Here is a 23,946-nt window from a genome sequence, read left to right on the forward strand (position 1 = left end):
GATCAGGGGCCAGCCCGGGAGTCCCGGACCGGCCCCTCATCGTGGGGATCAGTAGGAGTCGGTGCAGATGGCCACGGCGTAGGCCCCGGTGGCGCTCTGCTCCTCTGTCTTCTTGCCGTCGCGCGTCATGGTGCAGGTGACCTTGGCGTCAGGCGCCCCGGACTTGTCCTGCACGGTGACGGAGAAGAAGTCCATGCGCTTGGCAGTGACCGTCTTGGTCCAGTCAGTGGTGAACTCGCCCGTGCTCATGGAGCCGCCGGAACCGTAGGACACGGAACCGGCCTCGGTAGCGGTGGTGCTGATCTTGAGCTGATCCTCGCCCGGCGCGGCCTTCGCATCGGCGGGCGCGGACTCCCCGCCCGTGCTGGCTCCGTTGTCCTGAGCTTCCTCGGTCGGGGTACTGGACTGGATGGAGTCGTTCACGGACTTCGCGGCCCCACCGATGAGCGTAGCGCACCCGGCGAAGAGCAGGATGAGTAGCAGGGCGATGATGCCCAGGGTCCACGGCCACTTCTTGCGCTTCTTCTTCGGGGGCTCCTGTTAGTAACCCTGCTGAGGGTAGCCCTGCTGACCGTAGGGCTGACCGCCCTGCTGGGGGTAGCCCTCCTGCGGGCGGTGGTTCTCGGGCTGGCCCTCGGGGCCGGGCCCGTTGACGGGGGTGCTCATGCTGATCTCCCTGGTGTGAAGTGCGTAGTGGATCGCCCATGCGATAGCAAACGAGTGCGTGCGCATAAACCTACCGGGGCGCACTCCTGCCCGTGTCATCCGCCACAACGTGTCGCGCGCGAGTCAGGCCCCGTCCCTCCCCAAGTCCGCGTCACACCAAAGCACGGCCCATGCGGTGGTGCCGCCTTTACGCACGCGCTCTCGGATGCTTGCCATGACCCTGAGCGCAGGGACCGCGTCAACGAAAATCGGCCCATGTATAACGAGGCCGATTCAGCACCCGTCTGACTAGGTGTTTCGTGGTGCCCCAGGAGGGAGTCGAACCCCCGACCAAGAGATTAGAAGGCTCCTGCTCTATCCACTGAGCTACTGGGGCGTGCTGCGGGCAACGAGACCCCACTTTAGCAACGCCACAGCGCCCTCCACGGCAGGGTCCCTCGCATCCGCGCGGAGCGCCCTCCCCAGCCGCGAGCACGACGGCGCTCGGACGGTCGGTTTCCCCAGTTCTGTCCGACGCCGCGCACCTGGGAACGGGGTGCCGCACAGTGGGGGCACCCCGTACCGGGGCACAATCCTCACCCGCTGTGAACGGCCACGGGGCCGCAGACCGGAACTGGGCGAGCACGAACAAGGAGCACTCCATGAGCGAGCACATCACCCTTCGCGGATTCGTGGGCAAGGACCCGGAATCCCACCTCTTCGAGGACGGCACCATGGTGGCCCGGTTCCGTCTGGCCACCACCTCCCGGCGCTTCGACGCCGCCAGCAACACGTGGCAGGACGGGTCCACCAACTGGTACACGGTGCGCTGCTTCCGCACGCTGGCCATGCACGTGATGGCCAGTGTGCGCTGCGGGCACCCCGTGGTGGTCACCGGCAAGCTGGGCATCAACGAGTGGCAGTCGGAGACCGGGCCCCGCACGGTGGTCCAGGTGGACGCCGCCGCCGTGGGCCACGACCTCAGCTTCGGCACGGCCAACTTCTCCCGCTCGGGCGGGCGGGCCCAGCGCACCGGCAACGCCGGGGGCGCACAGTCCCGCCAGGACACCGGTGACGGCCCCGCAGACGGCGCGGGCGGCGTCGTCCGGGGCGAGGACGAGGCGGGAATTGGAGGCCGGTACCGGGACGCGCTGTCCCTGGGGCTGGGCGAGGGCGGGTACGTGGACGTGACGTCCGGCGCGGTGATCGCCGTGGACGCGGACGACCACACGTTCGACGGTCTGGGCGCCCACGGCGATCGCACCGACGACCCCGGCGGCATGCGGAACGCCGGTGGGAGCGACGAGGCCACCGCGGGGGAGAGCTCCGCGTCCGAGGACAGGGAGCCGGCAGTGGCCGCCTCGTGAGCGGCGCGCGGCCGAGGGCCGAGGCGCGCTCCGGATACGCGGGGGTGTCTGCGGGGGCGCCGTTCGCGGGGCGCGTCCGAGCCCGCGGGGCAGCCGCGTGCAGGAGAGTGTTCCGGGCCCGGCCGGGATGCTTCCCCGCCCGCGGTGGCACCGGCCACACCACCGCGGGGCCCGCTGGGATCGTGGCTCGCGCGGGTGCGGCGGCGCGGTAGCCTGGAGGGTATGGCGGAATTTATCTACACCATGAACAAAGCCCGCAAGAAAGTGGGCGACAAGGTCATCCTCGATGACGTCACCATGTCGTTCTTCCCCGGCGCCAAGATCGGCGTGGTGGGGCCGAACGGCGCAGGTAAGTCGACGATTCTGAAGATCATGGCGGGGCTGGACCAGCCCTCCAACGGCGAGGCGCGCCTGAGCCCCGGCTACTCCGTGGGCATCCTTTTGCAGGAACCCCCGTTGAACGAGGACAAGACCGTCCTGGGCAACGTGGAGGAGGGCGTCGGCGAGATCAAGGCCAAGCTCGACCGCTTCAACGAGATCTCCGCCGAGATGGCCGAGCCGGACGCCGACTTCGACGCCCTGATGGAAGAGATGGGCAAGCTGCAGGAAGAGATCGACGCCGCCAACGCGTGGGATCTCGACTCCCAGCTCGAGCAGGCCATGGACGCGCTGCGGTGCCCGCCGCCGGACGCGGATGTGAAGGTGCTCTCCGGTGGTGAGCGCCGTCGTGTGGCGCTGTGCAAGCTGCTGCTCGAGAAGCCGGACCTGTTGCTGCTGGACGAACCCACCAACCACCTGGACGCCGAGTCCGTGCTGTGGCTCGAGCAGCACCTGGCCTCCTACCCCGGTGCGGTACTGGCCGTCACCCACGACCGGTACTTCCTGGACCACGTGGCCGAATGGATTTGCGAGGTGGACCGCGGCCGCCTCTACCCCTACGAGGGCAACTACTCCACCTACCTGGACACCAAGGCCAAGCGCATGGAGATCCAGGGCAAGAAGGACGCCAAGCAGGCCAAGCGCCTTAAGGACGAACTCGAATGGGTCCGTTCCAACGCCAAGGGCCGCCAGACCAAGTCCAAGTCCCGTCTGGCGCGTTACGAGGAGATGGCGGCCGAGGCCGAAAAGACCCGGAAGCTGGACTTCGAGGAGATCCAGATCCCGCCGGGGCCCCGCCTGGGCAACCAGGTCATCGAGGCCAGCAACCTCAAGAAGGGCTTCGGTGACCGCTCCCTGATCGACGGGCTCTCGTTCTCGCTGCCGCGCAACGGCATCGTGGGCGTGATCGGGCCCAACGGTGTGGGTAAGTCCACGCTGTTCAAGACCATCGTGGGCCTCGAACCGCTCGACGGCGGCGAGCTGAAGATCGGCGATTCCGTGCAGATCTCCTACGTGGACCAGAACCGCGAGAACCTGGACCCGGAGAAGACCCTGTGGGAGGTCGTCTCGGACGGGCTGGACTACATCAACGTGGGCAAGGTCGAGATGCCCTCGCGCGCGTACGTGTCCGCGTTCGGCTTCAAGGGCCCGGATCAGCAGAAGAAGGCCGGCGTGCTCTCCGGTGGTGAGCGCAACCGCTTGAACCTCGCGCTGACCCTGAAGCAGGGCGGCAACCTGCTGCTGCTGGACGAGCCCACCAACGACCTCGACGTGGAGACCCTCGGTTCCCTGGAGAACGCACTTCTCGAGTTCCCGGGCTGCGCCGTGGTCGTCTCCCACGACCGGTGGTTCCTGGACCGCGTGGCCACCCACATCCTCGCGTGGGAGGGCACCGAGGAGAACCCCGACCGCTGGTACTGGTTCGAGGGCAACTTCGACGCGTACGAGGAGAACAAGGTGGAGCGCCTCGGCGCCGACGCCGCTCGGCCCAAGCGCCTCACGCACCGTCGTCTCACGCGCGACTGACATTCGCGCCACCGCGGGTCCTGTGCCCGCACCGGCCCGGCGCCCCCGGCCACCGCACACGCGGTGACCGGGGGCGGCGTCGGTTCGGGAGCGGGCCGGACCGCGGTGTCCGTGGACCGCTCTGCCCCGGGTGAAACCCATGAAGCCAGGCTCGTGCGAACGCCCGGTCAGCCCACAAGGATGCGGCGGCTCGCAACGTCAGCCCCCGAATCGACCACCGGTCGTGCTCAGCGGGACTCGGTGAGCCCGCCAACGCGAAGGAACGCCAACTGCCCGGTCTTCCCCGGTAACCGGATGGTCGGGCCGAGCTCGAAACCCGTGGCGATGAGTCGGGCCACGGCTCGGTCGTTGGACACGTCCGGTTCCGCCACGATTCGTCGGGTGCCGCAGCGTGCGAGCTGCGCGATGATGAGGCGCCCGAGTGCCGCGGTGAGTCCCGGGCGGCGGGTGCGCACGGGCGCCAGCAGGACATGCACCCCCAGGTCCCCGGGTTCCACCCGATACGTCGCGCCCACCGGATCAGCGTGGGGTTCGTAGCTCTGGAAGATACCCATGGGGGTACCGTCGAGTTCCAGGAGCCACGCATGATGCGTGGGCGAGGCATCCAGGTACTCGTACACCTCGCGCACCCGCTCGCGGGTCCACCCCGTCATGCCCCAGAAGCGGGCTCGCGGCGCACGGACCCATTCGTGGATCACGGCCGCGTCCCGCCCCGGATCCACGGGCCTCAGCGTCACGCGCGGGCCCGGCGCGGACTGATCGGGTAGCGGTGGCAGTGCGCCCAGGTCGATGGATCCACCGGACGAGCCGGATGAGCTGGCCGAGCCGGCCGGACCGGCCGGACCCATCGCGCCGGACCTCCTCACGGAACCAGCCGGAACCCACGGCAGAGCGTGATCCATCTCCCCGCGCGACCACCGGTGCAGCGGCGGTTCCGTGCACTCGCCCCGGGCCACGGGGTCGGGTGTGATCCACCATGACGCCGCGGGGTCGGCCAGATCCCACAGCACCCGCGCAGCGGGGACACGCACGCACGCGGGTCCCGTGCCCGGTAGTGTCCCCGCCGCGAGCAGGCAGTCCGCGTCCCCGCCCACGGGAACGGGGTCCGCCGCGGTCAGGGCCGGGTCACTACGCCACGGGGTGTACACATGCAGTGCGCCCCACGGCGGCAGCGCCGTACCCGGGTGCTCGTGGGCGACCCGTTCGAGGGCCGTCCTGGCGCACCAGCGGACGTCCACTCCCAGGTCAAGGCCGTGACGCACGATGTTCTCCACCGCGAGTCCCACTCGTCCGGGCCCGTGCAGGAACGGGTCCCACACGGTCGGCATGCCTGTGGGTCCCGAGAGCACCGATAGCGGGGTGGTCCGCATGAGCTCGTGAACGAATGCGTCCCGCCACACGGCGAACAACGACGCTGTCCAGGACCCCGCCGCCATCGACCCGTCCCAGTCGAGCAGTGCCGCACGGACGGAGTCAGCCGCCTCCGCCGATGCATTCGTCGTTCGGGACTCCCCCTCCCGTTGCGATGCCGCACCGGCCGCCGACGGCGCCCCCGCAGGTCCCGACGCCACGTCCGGCTCCGGCGCCGTCCGCACCGGCCCCGTGGAACCCACCCGCGCCACGGTGGCGACCGGGTCCGACACGGCGGTCGGAGACGCGTCCGCGAACAGCTCCCTCAACAGCGGGGGCCAGTGCGGAGCGGCGGTGTCCAGCTGGGCCGCCAACAGGTTCTCATGACACACTGCACCGTGTTCGGCCACGGCGGCGTCGAGCAGGTGCGTTGCCCGCCGGGCCCGGTGCGGGGGCGCGCACGCGAGCCGCGCGGCCGAAGCGCAGGGGTCCGAGGGGCGCTGATTGGCGCGCACGGTGATCCCGTGCAGCGGTCGGGGCGGTTCGGCGGCCCCCAGGAACGACCCCGTGACCGTGTGTCGACATGAGCCGTCGCGGTCCGCGGCCACCACGTCGTTGCACGGCACGGCCCACCCGGACACCGCCTCCATGACGTCGTCCGCTGTGCGCGCCGAGAGCAGCTCACGACATGCCGAGAACGCCCGTGCAGGGTCCGCCGTGAGCGCGGGGAACACCACGGTGACGGTGGTCGCGGTGCCGGGCACGGCGGCGTCGAGCACTGCTTCCGCCGCGGGAGTGCCCGGCAGCACGAACCCCGCCGCGCACGAGCGGAGCAAACAGGCCCGTTCGACGCTGCCGCGCGCCCGCAGCACCACCGAGCGGTGCTCGAGCCGTTCACCCGTGGTCGCGACGTACCACGCGCCGTCACGGTTCTCGACAGCTAGGTCCGCGATGTGTTCCGTCGTCGTCATGGCGGCCGTAATGGCCCACGCGGCGCTTTCGGTGCGCCCGAAGTGCGGGACCCCTGGCAACCCCACGAGCGCGAGACCCCGCACCCGGACGTCCGGCGTGGAGAGGCACACGGGCTGATAGGGCCCCGATTCCTCCACGACGCGGTGCGGGTCCGCCGCGAGCAGCGGTGCGCCGCTCGTGGACAGCTCGCCCGGAACGAGCCACGCATTGGATCCGGCCGCCGCGGGGGATTCGGCATCGAGCACGGGGACCCAGGCGTCGCCGAGTTCGCGCCGCACGCGGCGTCGCCACAGCTGCTCGGGGAGACTCCCCGTGAGCAGGTGCGCATCGAGGTGCACGGCCATCGGGGTCCAGGGGTCCCACGGCCGCACGGCCCGCTCGGTGAGACCGAGCTCGCGCACCTCGGGGGTCCCTGGCCAGGTCTCGGCCAGTGCCTCACTGATCCCGCGCGCGTATGCAGCGAAGAACTCCCGGTCCTGTGACGACGCCGCGTCCCACCACCGTCTGGCCGTACCGGGGACGTCCGCGGCCAGGGTGAGGTGATCGCCGTCGAAACCGTCCGGTCCCACGAGCTCCGCCGAGCGCCCCTCGGCGCGGTGACGCAGCACCTCCACGTGCCAGGCCCTGTCCACACCGGTCACGTAGCCGTGGCCGTGTGCCAGCGCGGTGAGATCGTCCGCCTGCACGTGGGGCACACCCAAGGGATCGCGCCACAACCGCCAGCCGGGGCCGGACCGTTCAGGGCCGGGCCGCCCGGCATCAGACTGCTCAGAACCGGTCCGCGCGGGGGCAGGGAGCATGACACTCCGTGACCCGCGAGAGACACGCCCCGGCTCAGCACCGTCGGTGCGCGCTCCCGCGGATTCGCCGCCGAAACACCGTGCGCTCACGACGCGGGGCCCGCATCAGGGGAGCGGAACGCGGACAGCGGATTGGTCAACCGACCGGCGTAGGTCAGGGACGCCGACTGGTCGGCCAGATCCACCATGCGCTGCGGGTTGCGCAGTTGCAGCCGGTTCAGGCACGAGTGGGCGAAGGTCTCCCGGAACAGGTCCAGCTCGCGCCAGTGTTCGGGGAAGCGCTCGCGGTGCTCGTCCAGGACCTTGGCCCCGAGCGCCCAGAACTCCTGTTCGGGGAGCACACCGGAGGTGTGCAGGAGCACCGCGAGGTGCCGCAGGACGCCGTCGACCACGTCCGTGTGGATGGACAGCTCCCGCTGCTCCGGCTCCACCACGGAACGGATGCGTTCGATCCCCTCGGGCAGGGGCCGGTCGCTGAGCACCGCGATTTCCTCCCCGATGTCCTTCCAGAACGCACCGACCGGGAACCCGTCGCGCAGGCGCAGGATCACGTTTTCGCTGTGGGGCATGAGCGCGATGTCCTGGGACAGCAAGAGGTGCGCGACCGGGACCAGGTACACGTCGAGCAGGGCGCGCACCCAGTCCCTCGCGGTGACTCCCGAGCGCTCGATCCACGCTTCCGTGAGGGGCCGCCCGGCGCAGTCCCGGTGCAACACCCCGGCCAGGCTGGCGGCGTGCTCCCCGGGCTCGAGCATCGGCACCGGGGACTCACGCCACAGCGCAGCCAACTGTTTGGTGTGGTCGGAGGCCACACCGCTGCGGTGGTGGGCATCCCCGGTGTAACCCACCGCGGCGTGCTCGCGCAGCACCCGGATCCCGCGTGAGCGCAGGAACGGATCCTCCCGGGTGATCCCGTGCAGCCAGTCACTCACGGCGGGCATCGTGCGCATGTAGGCGGGGGAGAGCCCGCGCAGGAACCCCATGCTGTGCACCCCGAGCGCGGTCTTGGCGTAATCCCGCGCCGGGTCGCTCACGTCCAGGAACGTGCGCACGGACTGTTGCGCGCGCCACTCGTGCTCACTACGGCCCACCAGGATCAGGTGGCGCCGCAGCACGTCCGGGAGCATCCCGGGCAGAATGCGATGCTCCCACTGCCACGGGTGCACCGGGAGGAACGTGTACTCGTCCGGGTCCTCGCCGGCCTCGGTCACCGCCGCGCGGAAACGGTCGCGCTCACCGGCGGTGAGGTGCCGGTCCTCATGGTCATGTTCGTTCACGTGCTGCCCCAGGGACACGGTGCACAGACTGCGGCGCGCGGCGAGCCACGTCAACCGGGCGGGGTATGCCGCCTCGGGAGCCCATGACGTCTGTTCGGACGCACCCATGCCCACCCGGCCCGAGCTCGCGACGAATCCGGGGTGTCCCCGGTCCAGGAAACGTTCCACTTCGGCGAGGTCCGCGGTCGCCAGTTCCGCGGCGGTCGGTGCGGGTACGACACGACGACGCGCCATCGAGTACATGGTTGCGGACAGGTCCTCGAGGTACAGCGGGAGCATCTCGTCGGTGAGTCCCAGGACGTCCTTGAGGTCCAGCACGGCCTGCTGGGCGTCCGGTTCCTCGCCGGCGTCCCCGGGGATGATGCGCCGCACCGAAGCGGGGTCCACCTCCCAGTGCTCGAGCGGGTGCCGGGTGGCCTCGAAGTACCAACTCGGGCGCCCGGCGGCGTCGGCCACGGTCCAACCGTCGCCGTGCGGGGCGGGATGCAGCAACCGTTCGTGACTGAACTCGGAGAACATCTTGGCGAGCACGTCCCGCTGCAGTCGCCGTGCGGCCCGGCGGTCCAGCCGGGGCTCGGGCGTCGGGGCGACGTCCCGCTGTTCATCGGGGATGCGGGTTTCGACGACGGCGCTCATCGGGTCACCCCCGCGCGCTCGGCCACGGAGGCTTCCGTGTCCGCGGTCCGTACGTGGTCCTGCGGTCCGTCCCCGCGGACGACGACGCTCACGGACGCGGTCTTCTCCGCCAGGTGGCACTCGCCCACCTCACGGAACCCGGCCCAGCGGTTGATTGCGCGGATCCGCTCGTTGCGGACGTCGGGTTCCACGATAACGCGCTGCACCGCGGGGTCCGACCACAGCAGGTTCAGCGCCGCCGCCATCACGGCTCGCGTGGTCCCCGGAACCGGACGGGACGTGGGTGCCACGAACAGGTGCAGACCGGCGTCGCCGTCGCGGACCGGCCACACCGCGGCCAGGGGGCTGCGGGCGGGGTCGTACGTCTCGAGCAGCGCGAGCGGGCGGTCGTGTTCGCTGACGATCCAGGCGTCCTCTGCGTCCGCCGCGGTCATCCTGTGGTACTCCCGGGAAATCGTCTGCTCGTCCGCGCCCACGAGTCCCCACGCGTGCGCACGCGGGGAACTCAACCACGCGTGCAACAGCGCCGCGTCCCCGTCCGGGTCCACCGGCCGCAGCGTGAACGCGCGCCCGAGAGCGCGGGTCTCGAACGCGCCGTCGGGCCCCACGGCGGGGGCGACATGACGCTGGGGGACGTGACCGAAACTCTGGAACGTCGTGTGGTCCTCGGTGATGTACGGTGTGCGGCCCGTGACGTGCGCGAGCACGTGCGCGTTGCGCAGCGGTCCCATCCCCAGGTCGGGTGCCGTGAGCGCATGCGTGTGCTCGCCGTGGTTGAGTACGTGCACGGTCCCGTCCGGGCTGGCCCGGTGGTACCGGTCGGGGCTGAGCCGCCCTGAGGCGTCGAGCGAGAGCTGGTCCCGGACCGGTGCGAGCCAGTCCGGGGCCGCGGACCGGTAGCCCGTGGCCGCGACGACGGCATCGGTCACGGTCTCGCGCACGTGGTGGTTCTCCGAATTGCGCCAGCGCAGGACGGTGCGCCCGGCCTCGTGCCACGCGTCCACGAGTTCGGTGGCCGCGACGAGGCGCACGGGCGGCGCGTCCGGGTCGTTGCGGCGCGCGTACAGGGCCTCGTGGATCGCGTCGATCGTCGCGTCCGAGATGCCGCGGTGCAACTGGGGTTGGGACGCGTTGAGCCGGTCCCGCTCTGCCTCCGGGAGGGACCGGAAGTGGTCGAGGTAGTCGGGCGACGTCAGTTCGAGGCTGAGCTTGGAGTACTCCATGGGGTAGAACCGTGGTGAACGGGTGAACCAGTCCACGGCCGGCCCGCCCGGGGTGTGCAGCAGGTCCAGGAACACCTCCGCGGCCGACTGCCCCGAGCCGATCACGGTCACGTGCTCCTCACTCACCAGGGTCTCCCGGCGGGACAGGTACTCACTTGCGTGCACCGTGGTGTCCGGGACGCCGGACAGTTCGCCCGGCGTGCGGGGGACCGTCCCCGTGCCCACGACCAGGTGGCGCGCCCACCACGAGTGCTCGACGCCGCGGGCCCGGGCCGTGACGCGCCACGGACCCTCACCCGTCGGGCGGGTGACCTGGGTGACCCGGTGTCCCCAGTACACCCCGCGGACTCGCTGCGCGGCCCACCGGCAGTAGGCGTTGTAGTCCCGCCGCAGCGGGAAGAAGGACTCACGGACGTAGAACGGGTACAGTTCGCCGGTCTCCTTGAGCCACTGCAGGAACGAGAACCGCGAGGTGGGATCCGCCATGGTCACGAGGTCCGCGAGGAACGGGACCTGCAGCGTGGCGTCGTCGAACAGCAACCCGGGATGCCAGTTGAAACCGGGGGCCGCGTCCAGGAAGGCGGCGCGGACGTCCGGCAGAGGGTCGGTGAGGCATGCGAGTCCGAGTCCGAACGGGCCCACCCCCACGCACAGCAGGTCCAGGGGGTCGTCCGGGGTGCCACGCTGAACGGTGCCCGGGGCGTCAGTGGGAGTCGACGCGGCGTCCGACGGCGTCGATCCCTGGTCCGCGGGCCTGGAGTCGTCGTGTGCCGGTTCGGTTCCGTGCCGACGGTCGGGGTGGGATGCGGTCGTGCGGGGGGTCATGCGCGGGCCTTTCCGGTGCGATCGTGGGCGGTGAGGGACAGGGCGGTCTCGTGGATGAGGTCCAGGACCTCCCGGACGTCGTCGAGGGTCGTCTGCGGGTTGAGCAGGGTGAATTTCAGGCAGGGACGCCCGGCCACCTCGGTCTCCGCCACGGTGGCGCGGCCGGTGTCCCACACCGCGCGGCGGATCGGGCGCACCCAGCGGTCCGCGGTCTCATCGACCGCGTCCGGGCCGTTCCCCGTGGTGGAGGAGGCGTGTGCGGCAAGCGGGGCCCCCGCGGCGTCGTCGTTCCCCGCATCCGGAGGCGTCCAGCGGAACAGCACGGTGCTCAGGGACGGGTCGCACACGAGCTCGAAGCGCGGGTCCGAGCGCAGCTCGTGGGCCACACGCGCCGCGAGGTCGATGACGGCGTCGAACATCGCGCCGATCGCGTCCGGGCCCATCGTGCGCAGCGTGACCCACAGCTTGAGCGCCTCGAAGCGGCGCGTGGTCTGCAGGGAGCGGTCCACCTGATTGGGTTCGGGGGTGTCCGCCGGGTTGAGGTACGCGGCGTGATGCGCGCAGTGGCGCAGCGTGTGGCCGTCCCGCACGATCACGGCGGAGCACCCGATGGGCTGGAACCACGCCTTGTGGAAGTCCACGGTTACGGAGTCAGCGCGGTCGATCCCGGCGAGCCGGTCGCGGCGCGTGGGAGAGACCAGCAGCGCGCCGCCGTAGGCCGCGTCCACGTGGAACCAGACCCCGTGCTGCGCACACACCTGCGCGACGTCCTCGAGCGGGTCGATCGCGCCGCGGTCCGTGGTGCCCGCGGTGGCCACCACGGCCATGGGGGTCAGCGACTGGGCCGCGAGGTCCGCCAGCACTCGACGCAGCGTCGGCACGGACAGTGCCCCCGCGGCGTCGACCGGGACCGGGACCACGCAGTCGTCGTCGAGTCCCAGGATCCGGGCGGCCGTGCTGACCGAGAAGTGGCTCTCCGCGCTCGCGAGGATGCGCAACGACGCCGCTCGTACCGGCCGCGGGGCCGCGTGCGGGGTGCGCGCGGAGCGTTCGAGGCATTCGTCGCGGGCGAGCATGAGCGCCTGCAGGTTGGAGGTCGTCCCGCCCGGGGTGAACATGCCGTCCGCGGCGGCGGGGAAGCCGATGCGCCGCGCCGTCCACGTCAGCAGCGAACGTTCCATCACGGTCGCCGCCTTGGACTGGTCCCACGTGTCCATCGAGACGTTGACGGTGGCGGCCAGGGTCTCCGCGGCGACCGCGGGCACCGCCACCGGGCAATTGAGGTGCGCGAGCGTCCGGGGGTGATGGAACCACACCGCGTGGCGCAACCACGTACGGTCGAGCTCGTCCACCGCGGCGCCGAAGTCGTGCAGCGGGGTGTCCAGGTCGATCCGCGACAGTGCCCGGTCGATCTCGTCGTGGCTCGCGGGTTCGTGGGGTTGTCGCGCGCCGGCCAGGCGCGCCGCACCGGCGGCCGCGGCTGCGGTGACATCGCGCATGAGGTCCGTGACGGTGTCCGCGTGGAGCAGGGATGAACTCATGGAACGGTTCGGCTTTCGTTCGGGGGCACTCGGATGCAATAAGCTACACGGTGGTAACTAATTACTGATAGGTTAGGCTAACCTAAGATTCAGCAATTGTGTACTGCCCGATCCACCCCGGAACACGCAGAACTGCCTCGCGACCTGCCGGTTCTTTCCGGGCTGGTGTTCCGTGACCCGCCCGCCGAACGAGGAGAACGCCCGTGCCCCACTGGGAACGTCTGGCCGTCCGAGCCCTCGGGGCTTCCGAGACCGTGCTCACGGTGGTGAGTCGCCGCGACGTCGGCCCCACCTACACGCGCATCACCGTGCGGCACGAGGGGTTCCTCGCGCGCCACACGCCGTTCCCGACCATGTGGTTGCGGTTGTGGTTCACGTCCCGCGGCAAGGACCACCAGCGGGCGTTCACGGTGGTCGACCCACGCCCGGACGAGGGCGTCTTCGACATGGAGTTCGCCCTGCACGACGGCGCCTCCTCCGACTGGGCTCGCACGTGCGCACCCGGCGACACCATCCGGGCGTCGCTGCTCGGCAGCACCCCGCCCTGGCCGCCGCGCAGGACACCGCGCCGCGGTCACGGGTCCGAACCCGCTCCGGGGCTCGATGCCGATTTCCCGGGACGCACGGTGCTCGTGGGCGACCCCGCGAGCTTGCCCGCCCTGAACTCCATGCTCCCGCTGTTGGGAACCCACGACGTCGAGGTGTGGTTCGAGTACCGCGACCCGCGCGACGCCGACCTGCCCCTGGCCGCAGCGAAGCGCCACCAGGTGCACACGGTGCACCACATCGGCGCGGGGGAGGACGTGGCCGCGGCCGTGCTCGCGCACTGGGAGACGCATCCGCCCGCACCGGGGGACCGGTACTGGATCGCTGTGGAGGCGCAGCAGAACCGCCTGCTGACCTCGGCCCTGCGCACCCGCTACGGCGTGCCCCGCACACACATCGACGCCACCGCCTACTGGAGGAACGTATGAGCACCATGACCCTGTCCGCGCCCGCGGGGATCGGCACGAACCGTGGGTTCTGGGGGCTGCTGTGGGCGCTATACACCACGCAGTTCATCGGGGCGGCGTTCCTGTCCACCGGCCTGGTGGGCATCCTGCGCGACGGCGGCACGGACCTGGGGACCCTGGGCGCCCTGCAGCTGCTCGCCCTCGTGTGGCCCGTGAAGTTCCTGTGGGCACCCCTGATCGATCGGTGGGCGCCGGGCCGGGCGCGCGGGCACTACAGGTCGTGGTTGCTCGTGCTGCAACCCCTCATGGTGCTCGCCCTGCTGGCCATGGCGGTGTTCGCCGACCCTCAGGACAGTCTGAGGGTCCTCGTGATCCTGGCCGCGGCGTTCGTGCTCTTCTCCGCGACGCAGGACATCGCGGCGGACGCGCTGTCCGTGAGGGGTCTCGATCGCTCCCAGCACGATCTCGGTGCGGGGGTCCAGGTGGGGGCGAGCTACATCGGGACCGTGATCGGCGGCGGATTGGCCTTGCTGATCTACGACGCATGGGGATGGCGGGCCGCGGTGATCGCGCTCGCACTGTGCACCGCGGCCGCGATGGTCCCCGTGCTGCGGCACCGGGAACCGGAGCGCGCGGCGTCGAATGCGCAACCCCGCGGGCTCTCCGGGATGTTCGGCATGCTGGCCGTACCGGGGGCCAAGGCCTGGGCGCTCGGTGGTGTCCCCCTGGTGACGTTCGGCTCCGCAGCCGTGTGGTCCCTCGTGACCCCGGCACTCGTGGACGCGGGGTGGTCGCTGGCCTTCATCGGCGCGGTCACCTCCATGATCGCGGCGGCGCCCGCCCTGGCCGCGGCACTCCTGGGCGGCCGGTTGTGCCGACGGCGCGGGCGCGGCGTCACGCTGTTGCTCGGCGCCGGGATCCAATTGCTCGGTGGGGTGTGTCTGGCACCCGTCGTGTGGCCCGGTGCGGGCGTGGACCAGTGGCTGCAGGTGCCGCTGGGCGTGGTGGGAGCGTGCGGCGTGCTCGCGGGCTACACCGTGATGAACACGGGCATCTACGCGGTGAACCTGGACCTTGCGCGTCCCGGGTGCGCCGGCGCCGACTTCACGCTCCTGAGCTCCATCGGCATGCTCGGCGGGAGCGTCGGTGCGTGGGCGGCCCTGTTCCTGGCCGGCATGGCCGGCTACGGCGCGTCACTCGTGTTCGGACTCGCGGTGTCCGTGGCGGGCGTGATCGTGTGCCGGTCGCACCCGCTACTGGCACGCCGCGTGTGAGGGCCCCGCTCAGTGGAACTCGGGCAGGCGCATCATGCCCTCCTGCACCGTGGTGGCGATCATCGTGCCGTCCCGCGTGAACATCTTGCCGATGGCCAGACCCCGGGACGAGGATGCGCTGGGGGAGGTCTGGGTGTAGAGGATCCACTCGTCCGCGCGGGCGTAGCGGTGCCACCACATCGCGTGGTCCAGGGACGCCACGTTCATCCCCGGTTCCACCCAGGACTTGCCGTGGCAGCGCAGGATGGGCTCCATCATCGTGTAGTCGGAGACGTAGGCCAGGGCCGCCCGGTGGATGTTCGGGTCGTCCGGCAAGGGGGCCAGCGCCTTGATCCACACCGCGTTGTACGCATCCTGCGCACCCTTCCACGGCAGGAACAACGGCTCGGTCACGTAGCGCATGTCGAAGGGCCGCTCGAACGCGGTCGCGCGGGCCTCGGGGATGTCCAGTGCCCCGAGCGTCTCGCGCAGTGCGGGCAGCGACTCCGGATCGGGCACGTTCTCGGGCATGGGCTCCTGGTGCTCCAACCCCTCGGCGGGATCCTGGAAGGAGGCGATCACGGACAGGATGGTCTTCCCGTGCTGGTAGGCGTGGATCCGCCGGGCGGAGAACGAGCGACCGTCGCGGACCCGTTCCACCCCGAACGTGATGGGGACCTCGATGTCACCGCCACGCAGGAAGTAGGCGTGCAGGGAGTGGATGTGCCGGTCCGGCTTGACGGTGCGCATGGCCGCCATGGCCGCTTGCGCCAGGACCTGCCCCCCGTACACCCGCGCTCGCGGCGAGGTGATGGTGTTGCCCACGAAAATGTCTTCCGTGGTGCGGGCCCCTCCTCCGTCCGCGAGTTGGAGCATCTGGATGAGGGCTTCCACGGGGTCCTGCAACGGGTCGACTGTCATGGCACCACTCTAAACCGGGCATCGGGTGTGATCTGATAGAGCCATGACTTCCCTCAACGTTCCCGTCCAGATGCGGTTCTTCGACCAGGACCAGTACGGCCACATCAACAACGTGACCATGCTGCGCTACTTCGAGGACGCCCGTGTGCGGCTCACGGCGTCCCCCATCAAGGCGGACGCCCAGCACGGCATCCCCGAGGACACGACCTTCCGCGAATCGGTGGGCAAGAACCGCACCGTGGTGGTGCACCAGAGCGTGGACTACAAGGAGCAGCTGTTCTTCCGCCAGGAGCCGGTGTACGTGCGCACGTGGATCTCGCGCGTGGGCGGTTCGTCGTTCACGATCTCCTACAGCCTGCAGGAGGAGGACGGTTCGCACGTCTACGCCGAGGGCGAGTCGGTCATCGTGGTCATGGACCCGGACACGGGGAAGAGCATGAAGCTCACGGATGACCAGAAAGCACTGCTGGCCACGCTCGAGGACGAGGTCAAGGAGCCGGACGAGCGATGAGCGACCCTGGTGATACCCGCACGGACGGCTTCCTGCTGCAGGACCGGCAGGACGCCGCCGATCTGGCCACGTACCTGAGCCGCGCCCGCTCGGTGGATCCGCAGGCGGCCGTCCGGTTGCAGGGCTTGGACCGGGTGCTCGCGGCGTGGGTGTCGGTCATCCACCCGGCCGGACTCCTGGACACCGCACCCGTGGTGCTGGGGCTGCGCACGATGTCACTGGCGCAGTCGTGCGAGCTGGACGTCACCGTGGCCGTGGCCGCCATCACGGACCGGCTCGCGCGCGAGACGGGCGCTCGCGGGTCCGACGACGACGCCCCGGTGTGGATCAGTGCCCCGCCGCAAGAGGTCTCGGCCTCCTGGGCGGGGATCGTGGCCCCCCGCACGGGGTGGCGCTCCCTGGGGTCCGTGCCCGCCCACCGCGTTCGCGACGTGGCGCACCGCGGTATCCGGACCGTGTCCGATTCCGTGCCCACCAACTCCGGCGCCGCCGTGGTCCAGAAGGTCCGCGCGCGGGTGTGGGGTGCCGGGTCCGGTTGGGGTCCCCTGGAGGGCCCGGAGATCCCCGACGGCGCCGCGTTCGCCCTGGACGTCCTGGGGTTCATCCCGGCGTCCGAATCGGACGTGCACGTCGCGGCCGAGGCCTCGGGCCAGTGGGTGCGCCTGAGCACGGGCGCGGGTCACGTGCTCGTCAAGGTCTCCCGCTGAGACCCGGCCCCGCCCGGTAAGGCAGTGCCGGGACCGGGCCCCCGCACGCGAGGAGAACGCCTCAGCCGGGGCGGTTGACCATCGCGTGGGCGGCGCGGTCGAAGTAGTCCCACATGATGCCGTCGTGTAGCGGGGACAGCTCCAGGGTGTCCATGGCCGCGCGCATGTGCGTCAACCACGTCTCGCGCGCCCACGTGTCCACGGGGAACGGGGCGTGGCGCATCCGCAGTCTGGGGTGCCCGCGCTGTTCGGAGTACGTGGTGGGTCCGCCCCAGTACTGCTCCAGGAACATCCGCAGCCGCTCCTCCGCGGGTCCCAGGTCCTCCTCGGGGTACAGCGCCTTGAAATCGGGGTCCTGCGCCACGCGCGCGTAGAACTCCCGGGTGAGCTTGGCGAACGTCTCGTGCCCGCCCACCTGGGCGTAGAACGAGTCCGACGACGCCGCTTCGGCCACGCCCCGCGCGTCCCCCACCTGTTGTGGGGGCTGGGTCACCGAGCCGGCGGCCGACCGGGAACCCACCGCACCCAGCGTGAAGGTGCGCCGCCCCGCCGGAGCAGCGGCCTGCGGGTCGAGTGGCTGGGAAGAGTCCTGCGTCCCACTCATCGGTCGGCCTCCGGGGCGTCACTCGCTGAGTCCTGCAGCGCCGCGGCGTCCACGGCCTGGGCGCGCACGGCGCGGCGCGCGGCGTCCTGGCGTTCCAACACGATCCGCCGCAGCCCGGACAGGGCCGGGTCCAACCGGTCGAGGAACGCCTGGGCGGCGTCCACCGTCTCCTGGCCGACGGCCCGGGGGAACAGTCCCACGGCGATCTGCTGCGCGAGTTCGTGCGTACGCTCGGTCCACACACCCGTGACGGCGTCGAAGTAGTGAGAGGCGTACGGGGTGACCAGGGCGTCGTCGTGCACGCGGAAGAAGCCGGCGATCGCCGCTTGTTGTTGGGAATTGGGCAGCGCGCCCTCGGTCACGACGAGCCGCCACGCCTCGGCCTTGGCCTCCGGGGTGGGGATCGCGGCGCGCGCGGTGGCCGCGGCGATCGCACCGGTTTCGGTGTTGTCCTCGGCCAGCGCACGGTCGACGTCCTCGGCGCCCTTGCGGCCGGCCGCGACGAGCGCGATCAGCACGGCCCAACGGGTGTCCGTGTCCAGTTCGATCCCCTCGGGGACGCCCCCGTCGAAGAAACCCTCGATGCGATCGAAATGCGCCTCGGTGCACGCCCGGCGCAGGAAGGCCCGGAAGAACTGCCACTGGTGGTCGGAGCCCGCCTCCGCGGCGGCCGTGAGATCCCACAGGGTGTCCGCGGCCCGGGCCCGGACCTGGTCCGCGTGCTCGGGGGCGAGGTAGCGGTCCAGGGCCACGTCCAGCTGGCGCAGCTGCACCTGCACGGCCGTGGAGTCGGTCTCGTGGCCCACGTTGGAGAGCACGAGGTCCACGTAGTCGCGCGCCGGGCTCACGCCGTCGTGCACGGAGTCCCACGCCGCGGCCCACACGAGCGAGCGGGGCAACGACTCCTCGAAGTCTCCGAGGTGGGTGGTGGCCGTGGCCAGGGAGCACTCGTCCAGGCGGATCTTGGCGTAGGCGAGGTCGTCGTCGTTGAGCAGCACCAGGTCCGGGAGTTCGCGACCCACGAGCTGCGGGACGTCGGTGAACTCGCCGTCCACGTCCAGCTCCACGCGGAACGTGCGGCTCAGCAGTCCGGTGTCCTCACGGTGGTCGTAGAAGCCCACGGCCACGCGGTGGGGCCGCAGGGTGGGATGGCCGTCCTGGCCCAGCTGCTCGATCCGGAAGGACGTGATGACGCCATCGTCATCGGCCTCGACCTGCGGCACCAGGGTGTTCACGCCCGCGGTCTCGAGCCAGCGCGCGGACCAGTCGGTCAGGTCGCGCCCGCTGGCCGCCTCGAGCTCGACCATGAGGTCCGAGAGCTCCGTGTTGGACCACGCGTGCTTGCCGAAGTAGCGGTTGAGCCCCGCCATGAACTCCTCCTGGCCCACCCAGGCCACGAGCTGCTTGAGCACCGAGGCACCCTTGGCGTAGGTGATGCCGTCGAAGTTCACGAGCACCGCCTCGAGGTCCGGGATCTCGGCCTTGATGGGGTGGGTGGTGGGCAGCTGGTCCTGTTCGTAGCCCCAGGACTTCTCCCCGGCCGCGAACGTGGTCCACGCGTTGGTGTACCGGGTGTTCTGCGCGCACGCGAGCGTGGACATGTACTCGGCGAAGGACTCGTTGAGCCACAGGTCGTTCCACCAGCGCATGGTCACGAGGTCCCCGAACCACATGTGCGCGAGCTCGTGCAGCACGGTGATCGCGCGGCGCTCCACGCGGGCCTGCGCCGGCTTGGAGCGGAAGACGTAGGACTCCACGAAGGTCACCGCGCCCGCGTTCTCCATGGCGCCGGCGTTGAACTGCGGCACGAAGAGCTGGTCGTACTTCTCGAAGGGGTAGGGCACCCCGAACTGGGACTCGAAGAACTCGAAGCCCTGCTTGGTGACCTCGAACATCTCCTCGGCGTCCACGTACTCGAACAGGGAGCGGCGCGCGAACAGGCCCAGCTCGATGGTGCGTCCGTCCGAGGAGACCAGGCTGTCCGTGGTCTTGACGTAGGGGCCCGCGATCAACGCGGTGATGTAGCACGAGATCACGGGGGTGGGGGAGAACTCCCACCGGGCCACGCCGTCTGCCACTGGGAAGGGTTCCGGGGTGGGCTGGTTGGACACCACGTCCCAGTCGGCGGGTGCGGTGACCGCAAACTGGAACGTGGCCTTGAGATCGGGCTGTTCGAACACTGGGAACATCCGGCGGGTGTCCGCGACCTCGAACTGGGTGTAGAGGTACACCTGCTCGTCCACGGGATCCACGAACCGGTGCAGGCCCTCACCCGTGTTCATGTAGTACATCCGGGAGTCCACCACGAGCTCGTTGTGCTCGGCGAGATCGGGCAGGTCGATGCGCTCGCCGTCGCTGACCTTCGCGGGGTCCAGGAAGGTGCCGTTGAGGGTCACGGAATCCACGGACGCGGTGATCGCGTCGATGAACGTGTGCGCTCCCGCTTCGGCATCGAACGTCACCGTGGTGCGCGCCCGGAAGGTCTCGGGGTCCCCCGTGAGGTCCAGATCCACGTGGTAGGACTCGACCGAGATGATCCGCGCGCGCTCGGCGGCCTCCGCTCGGGTCAGGTTCGTTCCGGGCACAGCGGCGTTCCTCTCCTCGACGACAATTCGATGCCCGCGCGGGGCATCTTGTCATTATGGCAGCCGTCGCAAGTCCCGCCGCGGGCCCCACGCCGCCGACTCGGGCCCGCGTTCTTCCTCGCACGCATACCGCGACGGCACGGCCCCTCCGCCGGTCCGATCGTTGCCCGGGCGCGAGCCGGGGGAGCGCCCGCGCCGGTGGGATCGGCGGCTAAGGTGGAGGAGACCCTTTCCCCGTCGCGGAGCAGACGTGCCGGTTGCCCCGCGACCACCCCGTCCAGGAGTTGCTGACGTCCCATGCGCGTGCACATTGCCACCGACCACGCAGGCCTCGAGCTGTCCCACTTCCTCATGCAGCGGCTCAGCGAGGACGGTTACGAGATGATCGACCACGGCCCCGCGGTCTACGACGCCGCGGACGACTACCCCGCGTTCTGCATCAGTGCTGCCCAGGGGGTCCGCGAGGACCGCGAGAACGGTCTGGACTCGCTCGGCATCGTGCTGGGTGGTTCCGGTAACGGCGAGCAGATGGCGGCCAACCTGGTCCGGGGGATCCGCGCGGCCCTCGTGTGGAACGAGGACACCGCCCGGTTGGCCCGGCAGCACAACGACGCCCAGGTGATCGCGATCGGCGGGCGCCAGCACGGCAACGACGAGGCCCTGGAGCTCGTGCGGATCTTCCTCGCCGAGCCATTCTCGGGGGAGTCCCGGCACGTGCGCCGAATCGAGCAGCTCGCCGAGTTCGAGCGCACCGGTGACATCGTGGGCCACCTCTCCGAGGTCCCGGTCCGCCCGTACACGCAGGACTGAGCGGGGGCGTCGGACGTGCCCGAGGGCCACTCAATCCACCGCCTCGGGCGTCAGCTCGGGGACCTGTTCGTGGGCCAGCGGTTGCGCGTCACGAGTCCCCAGGGCCGCTTCGCCGCGGGTGCCGCCGTGCTGGACGGGCGCGTCCTGACGTGCGCCCGCGCCCACGGCAAGCACCTCTACCTGGACTTCGCGGCGCCCTGTGACCCGGACGACGTCGTGGTCATGCGTTCGCACCTCGGCATCTACGGCGCGTGGAGTTTCGCGGGGGACGAGCAGTTCGCGGCGGCGTCCTCGATCGGCGCCCCGCGCCGCGTGGGGGAGCGCGAGTCCGGCTCCGCGGAGGAATCGGCAGTGGCGTACGACGACGCCGGACGGGTCGTTCCCGAGCCCCCGGTCGGTGCCGTGCGGGCCCGGTTGGCCGGCGAGCACGGGTGGGCGGATCTACGCGGGCCGGCCCTGTGCACGGTGGAGACACCGGAGGAAGCGCGGGCCGCGGAGGCCAAGCTGGGACCGGACCCCCTGGACCCGCAGGCCGATCCGGAACCGTTCCTGCGTGCCGCGGCCAAGAGCAAGCGGGCGATCGGCGTGCTGCTCATGGAGCAGAACGTGGTGTCGGGGATCGGCAACATCTTCCGGGCGGAGTCCCTGTTCCGCCGGGGTGTGAACCCCATGACGCCCGGAGCCTCGCTGACCCGCGAGGACCTGCTCGGGCTGTGGGAGGAGAACGTGACGCTCATGGCCGTGGGGGTGCGCGTGGGCCGGATCATCACCACGGATCCGGCGGACCGCCCCGACATCCCGGACACCGAGGCATGGCCCGAGCATGCGAACTACGTCTACCACCGCCACGGGCAGCCGTGCCTGCGGTGCGGGACCACCGTGCTCAAGCGCGACCTCAACGGGCGGGGGCTCTACTGGTGCCCGAGCTGCCAGGCGTGATGCGGCCTCGCACCCACCGTGTGCCCGCTCCGGTTCGACGCGGCGTCGTACTGCGAGAGTCTTCCGGGGGGGTGTCGGGAGAAGGGTCGCGGGAACGAGGAAACCCCGCGGCGCACACGGGTACGGCGGGGTTTCGGGGATCGCTGAGGGGATGACGGGAATCGAACCCGCGTAGCCAGTTTGGAAGACTGGGGCTCTACCATTGAGCTACATCCCCGGGGACGTTGAAAGAGTACACGAGCCCCAGAAACCGTGCCAATCACCGGGTTCTACCACCCGGTTGCCGGGTGCGGGGCCGCGACACGATAGACTGTCGTGATGTCGGCTCGCCCGCGGGCGAGCCGTCGACCTCGTTCCGTCCACGGGCGGAGACGAAACGGAGCGCGTGTCGGGCACGTGATCACGGGGTGTAGCGCAGTGGCTAGCGCGCCTGCTTTGGGAGCAGGAGATCGCAGGTTCGAGTCCTGTCACCCCGACGTCTGAGCGTTGCAGCGCGTCGCGTTGCGGCGCTCGTTGACCGACCGGACCGACCCCGGTCCGTTGTAGCAAGTACCCATCGACCCCAGGAGTGACAGCGGAAGTGAAGAGCGCCGTCGAGAAACTCAACCCCACCGAGGCGAAGATCACCATTGACATCGCTTACGCGGATCTGAAGCCGTTCGTCCAGAAGACCTACAAGGAACTGGCCGAGCAGATCCAGATCCCCGGCTTCCGCAAGGGCAAGGTGCCCTCCAAGCTCATCGACCAGCGCGTGGGCTTCGACTTCGTGGTGGAGAACGCCCTGAACGAGGGGCTCAACGACTTCTATCAGCAGGCCCTCGCCGAGCACGAGCTGACCCCGCTGTCGCAGCCCCAGGTCGAGGTGCTCTCCAAGCCGGAGGGTGACGACCGCGAGGCCGACAGCCAGGTGGAGATCTCCGTGGCCATCCGTCCCGAGATCGAGCTGCCCGACTACAAGGGTCTGAAGATCGAGGTGGACGCCCGTGAGGCCTCCGCCGAGGACGAGCAGAAGGCCCTGGACGAGCTGCGCGGTCGCTTCGGCACCCTCAAGACCGTGGATCGCCCCGCGGCCGAGGGTGACCACGTGACCCTCGACCTGCAGGCGCTCGTGGACGGCGAGGAAGTGGACGCCGCCAACGACCTGTCCTACGAGGTGGGCTCCGGCACCATGCTCGAGGGCATCGACGAGGCCGTGACCGGCCTGTCCGCCGGTGAGGACGCCACGTTCGAGACCACGCTGGCCGGTGGCGAGCACTCCGGTGCCGAGGCCACGGTCAAGGTCAAGGTCACGGCCGTGAAGGAACGCGAACTGCCCGAGGTGGACGACGAGTTCGCCCAGCTGGCCTCCGAGTTCGACACCGTCGATGAGCTCAAGGAGGACCTGAAGAAGCAGGCCGTCGAGTCCGTCGCCGTCGAGCAGGGCATCGAGGCCCGTGACAAGGTGCTCGAGAAGCTCGTGGAGCTCATCGAGGTCCCGGTCCCCGAGAACGTCATCGAGGAGCAGGTCACCCAGCACTTCGACTCGCCGCAGGCCCAGGCCTCCGCCGAACCCGGTCACGACACCGAGGAGCACCGTGCCGAGGTCCGTGAGAACGCCGCGACCGCGTTCCGCAACGAGATCATCCTGGACGCCGTGGCCGAGGCCGAAGAGGTCGGCGTGGAGCAGTCCGAGCTGATCGACTACATCGTTAACATGTCCCAGCAGTACGGCATGGACCCCAACCAGTTCGCACAGATGCTGGACGGCTCCGGCCAGGCCGGGATGATGGTCGGTGAGGTGCGCCGCCGCAAGGCCCTGGCCAAGGTCCTCGAGTACGCCACCGTCACCGACTCCAACGGCAAAGCCGTGGACCTGTCCAAGTTCGTGGGCTCCGCGGACGACGCCGCCGCCGACCAGGGTGCCGAGGCCGACTCCGCTCCGGCCGTCTCCGAGGAGACCGCCGCGGACGAAGCTGCCACCGACGAGGCCGCCGAGACCAAGTGAGTCACCCGTTGGCACCCGGGTGAACCGGGTGCCAACGGCCTCCGCGCAACGCCACGACGAGCCCCCCCCACCGAGGGGACGTCGTGGCGTTTCGCTGTCCGCGTGCCACCATGCGCCAGAAGCGAACACCGCGGAACA

The 23,946-nt window shown here is 70.4% G+C and carries 18 protein-coding genes and 3 tRNA genes; 10 read left to right on the forward strand and 11 right to left on the reverse strand.

Going from position 1 to position 23,946, the window contains the following annotated elements:
* Positions 1 to 48: 48 nt before the first annotated feature.
* From HBK84_RS05675 to HBK84_RS05680, 3 genes are all read right to left on the reverse strand, one after another.
* Positions 49 to 423, reverse strand: coding sequence for a hypothetical protein (locus tag HBK84_RS05675; protein WP_167318405.1), 375 nt, complete (start codon positions 421 to 423; stop codon positions 49 to 51).
* Positions 424 to 540: 117 nt separating this feature from the next.
* Complete coding sequence (locus tag HBK84_RS13035; protein WP_255458077.1) at positions 541 to 666, reverse strand: hypothetical protein; 126 nt, start codon at positions 664 to 666, stop codon at positions 541 to 543.
* Positions 667 to 966: 300 nt separating this feature from the next.
* A tRNA-Arg gene (locus HBK84_RS05680) sits at positions 967 to 1,042 on the reverse strand.
* Positions 1,043 to 1,307: 265 nt separating this feature from the next.
* Here HBK84_RS05680 and HBK84_RS05685 point away from each other — a divergent pair.
* Positions 1,308 to 2,012, forward strand: coding sequence for a single-stranded DNA-binding protein (locus HBK84_RS05685; RefSeq protein WP_167318406.1), 705 nt, complete (start codon positions 1,308 to 1,310; stop codon positions 2,010 to 2,012).
* A gap of 222 nt (positions 2,013 to 2,234) precedes the next feature.
* Entirely contained in the window at positions 2,235 to 3,917 is a 1,683-nt protein-coding gene (gene ettA / locus HBK84_RS05690; RefSeq protein ID WP_035962235.1) for an energy-dependent translational throttle protein EttA, read from the forward strand.
* Between the two features lie 227 nt (positions 3,918 to 4,144).
* On the opposite strand, the gene HBK84_RS05695 is transcribed toward ettA, so the two are convergent.
* From HBK84_RS05695 to HBK84_RS05710, 4 genes are all read right to left on the reverse strand, one after another.
* On the reverse strand, positions 4,145 to 6,955 hold the full coding sequence (locus HBK84_RS05695) for a GNAT family N-acetyltransferase (protein ID WP_255458083.1): 2,811 nt from the start codon (positions 6,953 to 6,955) through the stop codon (positions 4,145 to 4,147).
* A gap of 170 nt (positions 6,956 to 7,125) precedes the next feature.
* Positions 7,126 to 8,952, reverse strand: a complete 1,827-nt coding sequence (locus HBK84_RS05700; protein ID WP_167318408.1) for an IucA/IucC family siderophore biosynthesis protein — start codon at positions 8,950 to 8,952, stop codon at positions 7,126 to 7,128.
* A complete protein-coding gene (locus HBK84_RS05705) occupies positions 8,949 to 11,000 on the reverse strand; it encodes a GNAT family N-acetyltransferase (protein WP_167318409.1) in 2,052 nt (683 codons plus the stop codon). Before HBK84_RS05705 ends, HBK84_RS05700 begins: the two co-directional genes overlap by 4 nt.
* A complete protein-coding gene (locus HBK84_RS05710; RefSeq protein ID WP_167318410.1) occupies positions 10,997 to 12,541 on the reverse strand; it encodes a pyridoxal-dependent decarboxylase in 1,545 nt (514 codons plus the stop codon). The genes HBK84_RS05705 and HBK84_RS05710 overlap by 4 nt, the downstream gene beginning before the upstream one ends.
* A gap of 203 nt (positions 12,542 to 12,744) precedes the next feature.
* Between HBK84_RS05710 and HBK84_RS05715 the strand changes: the two genes are divergently transcribed.
* Together HBK84_RS05715 and HBK84_RS05720 are read left to right on the forward strand one after the other, a co-directional pair.
* Positions 12,745 to 13,515 carry a siderophore-interacting protein gene (locus HBK84_RS05715; RefSeq protein WP_206069198.1) on the forward strand — a complete coding sequence of 257 codons (771 nt, stop codon included), beginning with the start codon at positions 12,745 to 12,747 and terminating at the stop codon, positions 13,513 to 13,515.
* On the forward strand, positions 13,512 to 14,768 hold the full coding sequence (locus HBK84_RS05720; protein WP_167318411.1) for an MFS transporter: 1,257 nt from the start codon (positions 13,512 to 13,514) through the stop codon (positions 14,766 to 14,768). The genes HBK84_RS05715 and HBK84_RS05720 overlap by 4 nt, the downstream gene beginning before the upstream one ends.
* A gap of 9 nt (positions 14,769 to 14,777) precedes the next feature.
* Here HBK84_RS05720 and HBK84_RS05725 read toward each other — a convergent pair whose 3' ends face one another.
* Positions 14,778 to 15,668, reverse strand: a complete 891-nt coding sequence (locus HBK84_RS05725; protein ID WP_098055004.1) for an acyl-CoA thioesterase II — start codon at positions 15,666 to 15,668, stop codon at positions 14,778 to 14,780.
* A gap of 43 nt (positions 15,669 to 15,711) precedes the next feature.
* Between HBK84_RS05725 and HBK84_RS05730 the strand changes: the two genes are divergently transcribed.
* The gene (locus HBK84_RS05730) at positions 15,712 to 16,179 is read left to right on the forward strand and encodes a thioesterase family protein (RefSeq protein WP_064847268.1); all 468 of its coding nucleotides are present in this window, start codon (positions 15,712 to 15,714) and stop codon (positions 16,177 to 16,179) included.
* On the forward strand, positions 16,176 to 16,886 hold the full coding sequence (locus HBK84_RS05735) for a hypothetical protein (RefSeq protein WP_085107751.1): 711 nt from the start codon (positions 16,176 to 16,178) through the stop codon (positions 16,884 to 16,886). The genes HBK84_RS05730 and HBK84_RS05735 overlap by 4 nt, the downstream gene beginning before the upstream one ends.
* A gap of 61 nt (positions 16,887 to 16,947) precedes the next feature.
* Here the strand turns inward: HBK84_RS05735 and HBK84_RS05740 are convergent, their stop codons facing one another.
* A complete protein-coding gene (locus HBK84_RS05740; RefSeq protein ID WP_035962646.1) occupies positions 16,948 to 17,340 on the reverse strand; it encodes a globin in 393 nt (130 codons plus the stop codon).
* A gap of 146 nt (positions 17,341 to 17,486) precedes the next feature.
* A complete protein-coding gene (gene pepN, locus HBK84_RS05745) occupies positions 17,487 to 20,075 on the reverse strand; it encodes an aminopeptidase N (protein WP_167318412.1) in 2,589 nt (862 codons plus the stop codon).
* Positions 20,076 to 20,372: 297 nt separating this feature from the next.
* Here pepN and HBK84_RS05750 point away from each other — a divergent pair, with 297 nt between their 5' ends.
* Together HBK84_RS05750 and HBK84_RS05755 are read left to right on the forward strand one after the other, a co-directional pair.
* Positions 20,373 to 20,885: a ribose-5-phosphate isomerase gene (locus HBK84_RS05750; RefSeq protein WP_085107757.1), complete on the forward strand. Its 513-nt coding sequence runs from the start codon at positions 20,373 to 20,375 to the stop codon at positions 20,883 to 20,885.
* Between the two features lie 15 nt (positions 20,886 to 20,900).
* On the forward strand, positions 20,901 to 21,824 hold the full coding sequence (locus tag HBK84_RS05755) for an Fpg/Nei family DNA glycosylase (protein WP_131332776.1): 924 nt from the start codon (positions 20,901 to 20,903) through the stop codon (positions 21,822 to 21,824).
* A 146-nt stretch (positions 21,825 to 21,970) separates the two neighbouring features.
* Here the strand turns inward: HBK84_RS05755 and HBK84_RS05760 are convergent.
* Positions 21,971 to 22,041, reverse strand: a tRNA-Gly gene (locus tag HBK84_RS05760).
* Positions 22,042 to 22,227: 186 nt separating this feature from the next.
* Between HBK84_RS05760 and HBK84_RS05765 the strand changes: the two genes are divergently transcribed.
* Positions 22,228 to 22,300 (forward strand) — tRNA-Pro (locus tag HBK84_RS05765).
* Between the two features lie 104 nt (positions 22,301 to 22,404).
* Positions 22,405 to 23,808 (forward strand): trigger factor, encoded by a 1,404-nt coding sequence (tig, locus tag HBK84_RS05770; RefSeq protein ID WP_167318413.1) that lies wholly within the window; start codon positions 22,405 to 22,407, stop codon positions 23,806 to 23,808.
* Positions 23,809 to 23,946: the final 138 nt, after the last annotated feature.

The organism is Kocuria sp. KD4 (genome assembly GCF_011769905.1).
Lineage (GTDB): Bacteria > Actinomycetota > Actinomycetes > Actinomycetales > Micrococcaceae > Kocuria > Kocuria marina.

What these genes read in the sequence shown, in the direction of transcription:
- HBK84_RS05720 (WP_167318411.1), top strand. Translation starts at nt 13,512, where the DNA reads ATGAGCACCATGACCCTGTCCGCGCCCGCGGGGATCGGCACGAACCGT.
- HBK84_RS05725 (WP_098055004.1), bottom strand. Translation starts at nt 15,668, where the DNA reads ATGACAGTCGACCCGTTGCAGGACCCCGTGGAAGCCCTCATCCAGATG.
- HBK84_RS05705 (WP_167318409.1), bottom strand. Translation starts at nt 11,000, where the DNA reads ATGACCCCCCGCACGACCGCATCCCACCCCGACCGTCGGCACGGAACC.
- HBK84_RS05730 (WP_064847268.1), top strand. Translation starts at nt 15,712, where the DNA reads ATGACTTCCCTCAACGTTCCCGTCCAGATGCGGTTCTTCGACCAGGAC.
- HBK84_RS05750 (WP_085107757.1), top strand. Translation starts at nt 20,373, where the DNA reads ATGCGCGTGCACATTGCCACCGACCACGCAGGCCTCGAGCTGTCCCAC.
- HBK84_RS05685 (WP_167318406.1), top strand. Translation starts at nt 1,308, where the DNA reads ATGAGCGAGCACATCACCCTTCGCGGATTCGTGGGCAAGGACCCGGAA.
- HBK84_RS05700 (WP_167318408.1), bottom strand. Translation starts at nt 8,952, where the DNA reads ATGAGCGCCGTCGTCGAAACCCGCATCCCCGATGAACAGCGGGACGTC.
- HBK84_RS05710 (WP_167318410.1), bottom strand. Translation starts at nt 12,541, where the DNA reads ATGAGTTCATCCCTGCTCCACGCGGACACCGTCACGGACCTCATGCGC.
- HBK84_RS13035 (WP_255458077.1), bottom strand. Translation starts at nt 666, where the DNA reads ATGAGCACCCCCGTCAACGGGCCCGGCCCCGAGGGCCAGCCCGAGAAC.
- ettA (WP_035962235.1), top strand. Translation starts at nt 2,235, where the DNA reads ATGGCGGAATTTATCTACACCATGAACAAAGCCCGCAAGAAAGTGGGC.
- HBK84_RS05735 (WP_085107751.1), top strand. Translation starts at nt 16,176, where the DNA reads ATGAGCGACCCTGGTGATACCCGCACGGACGGCTTCCTGCTGCAGGAC.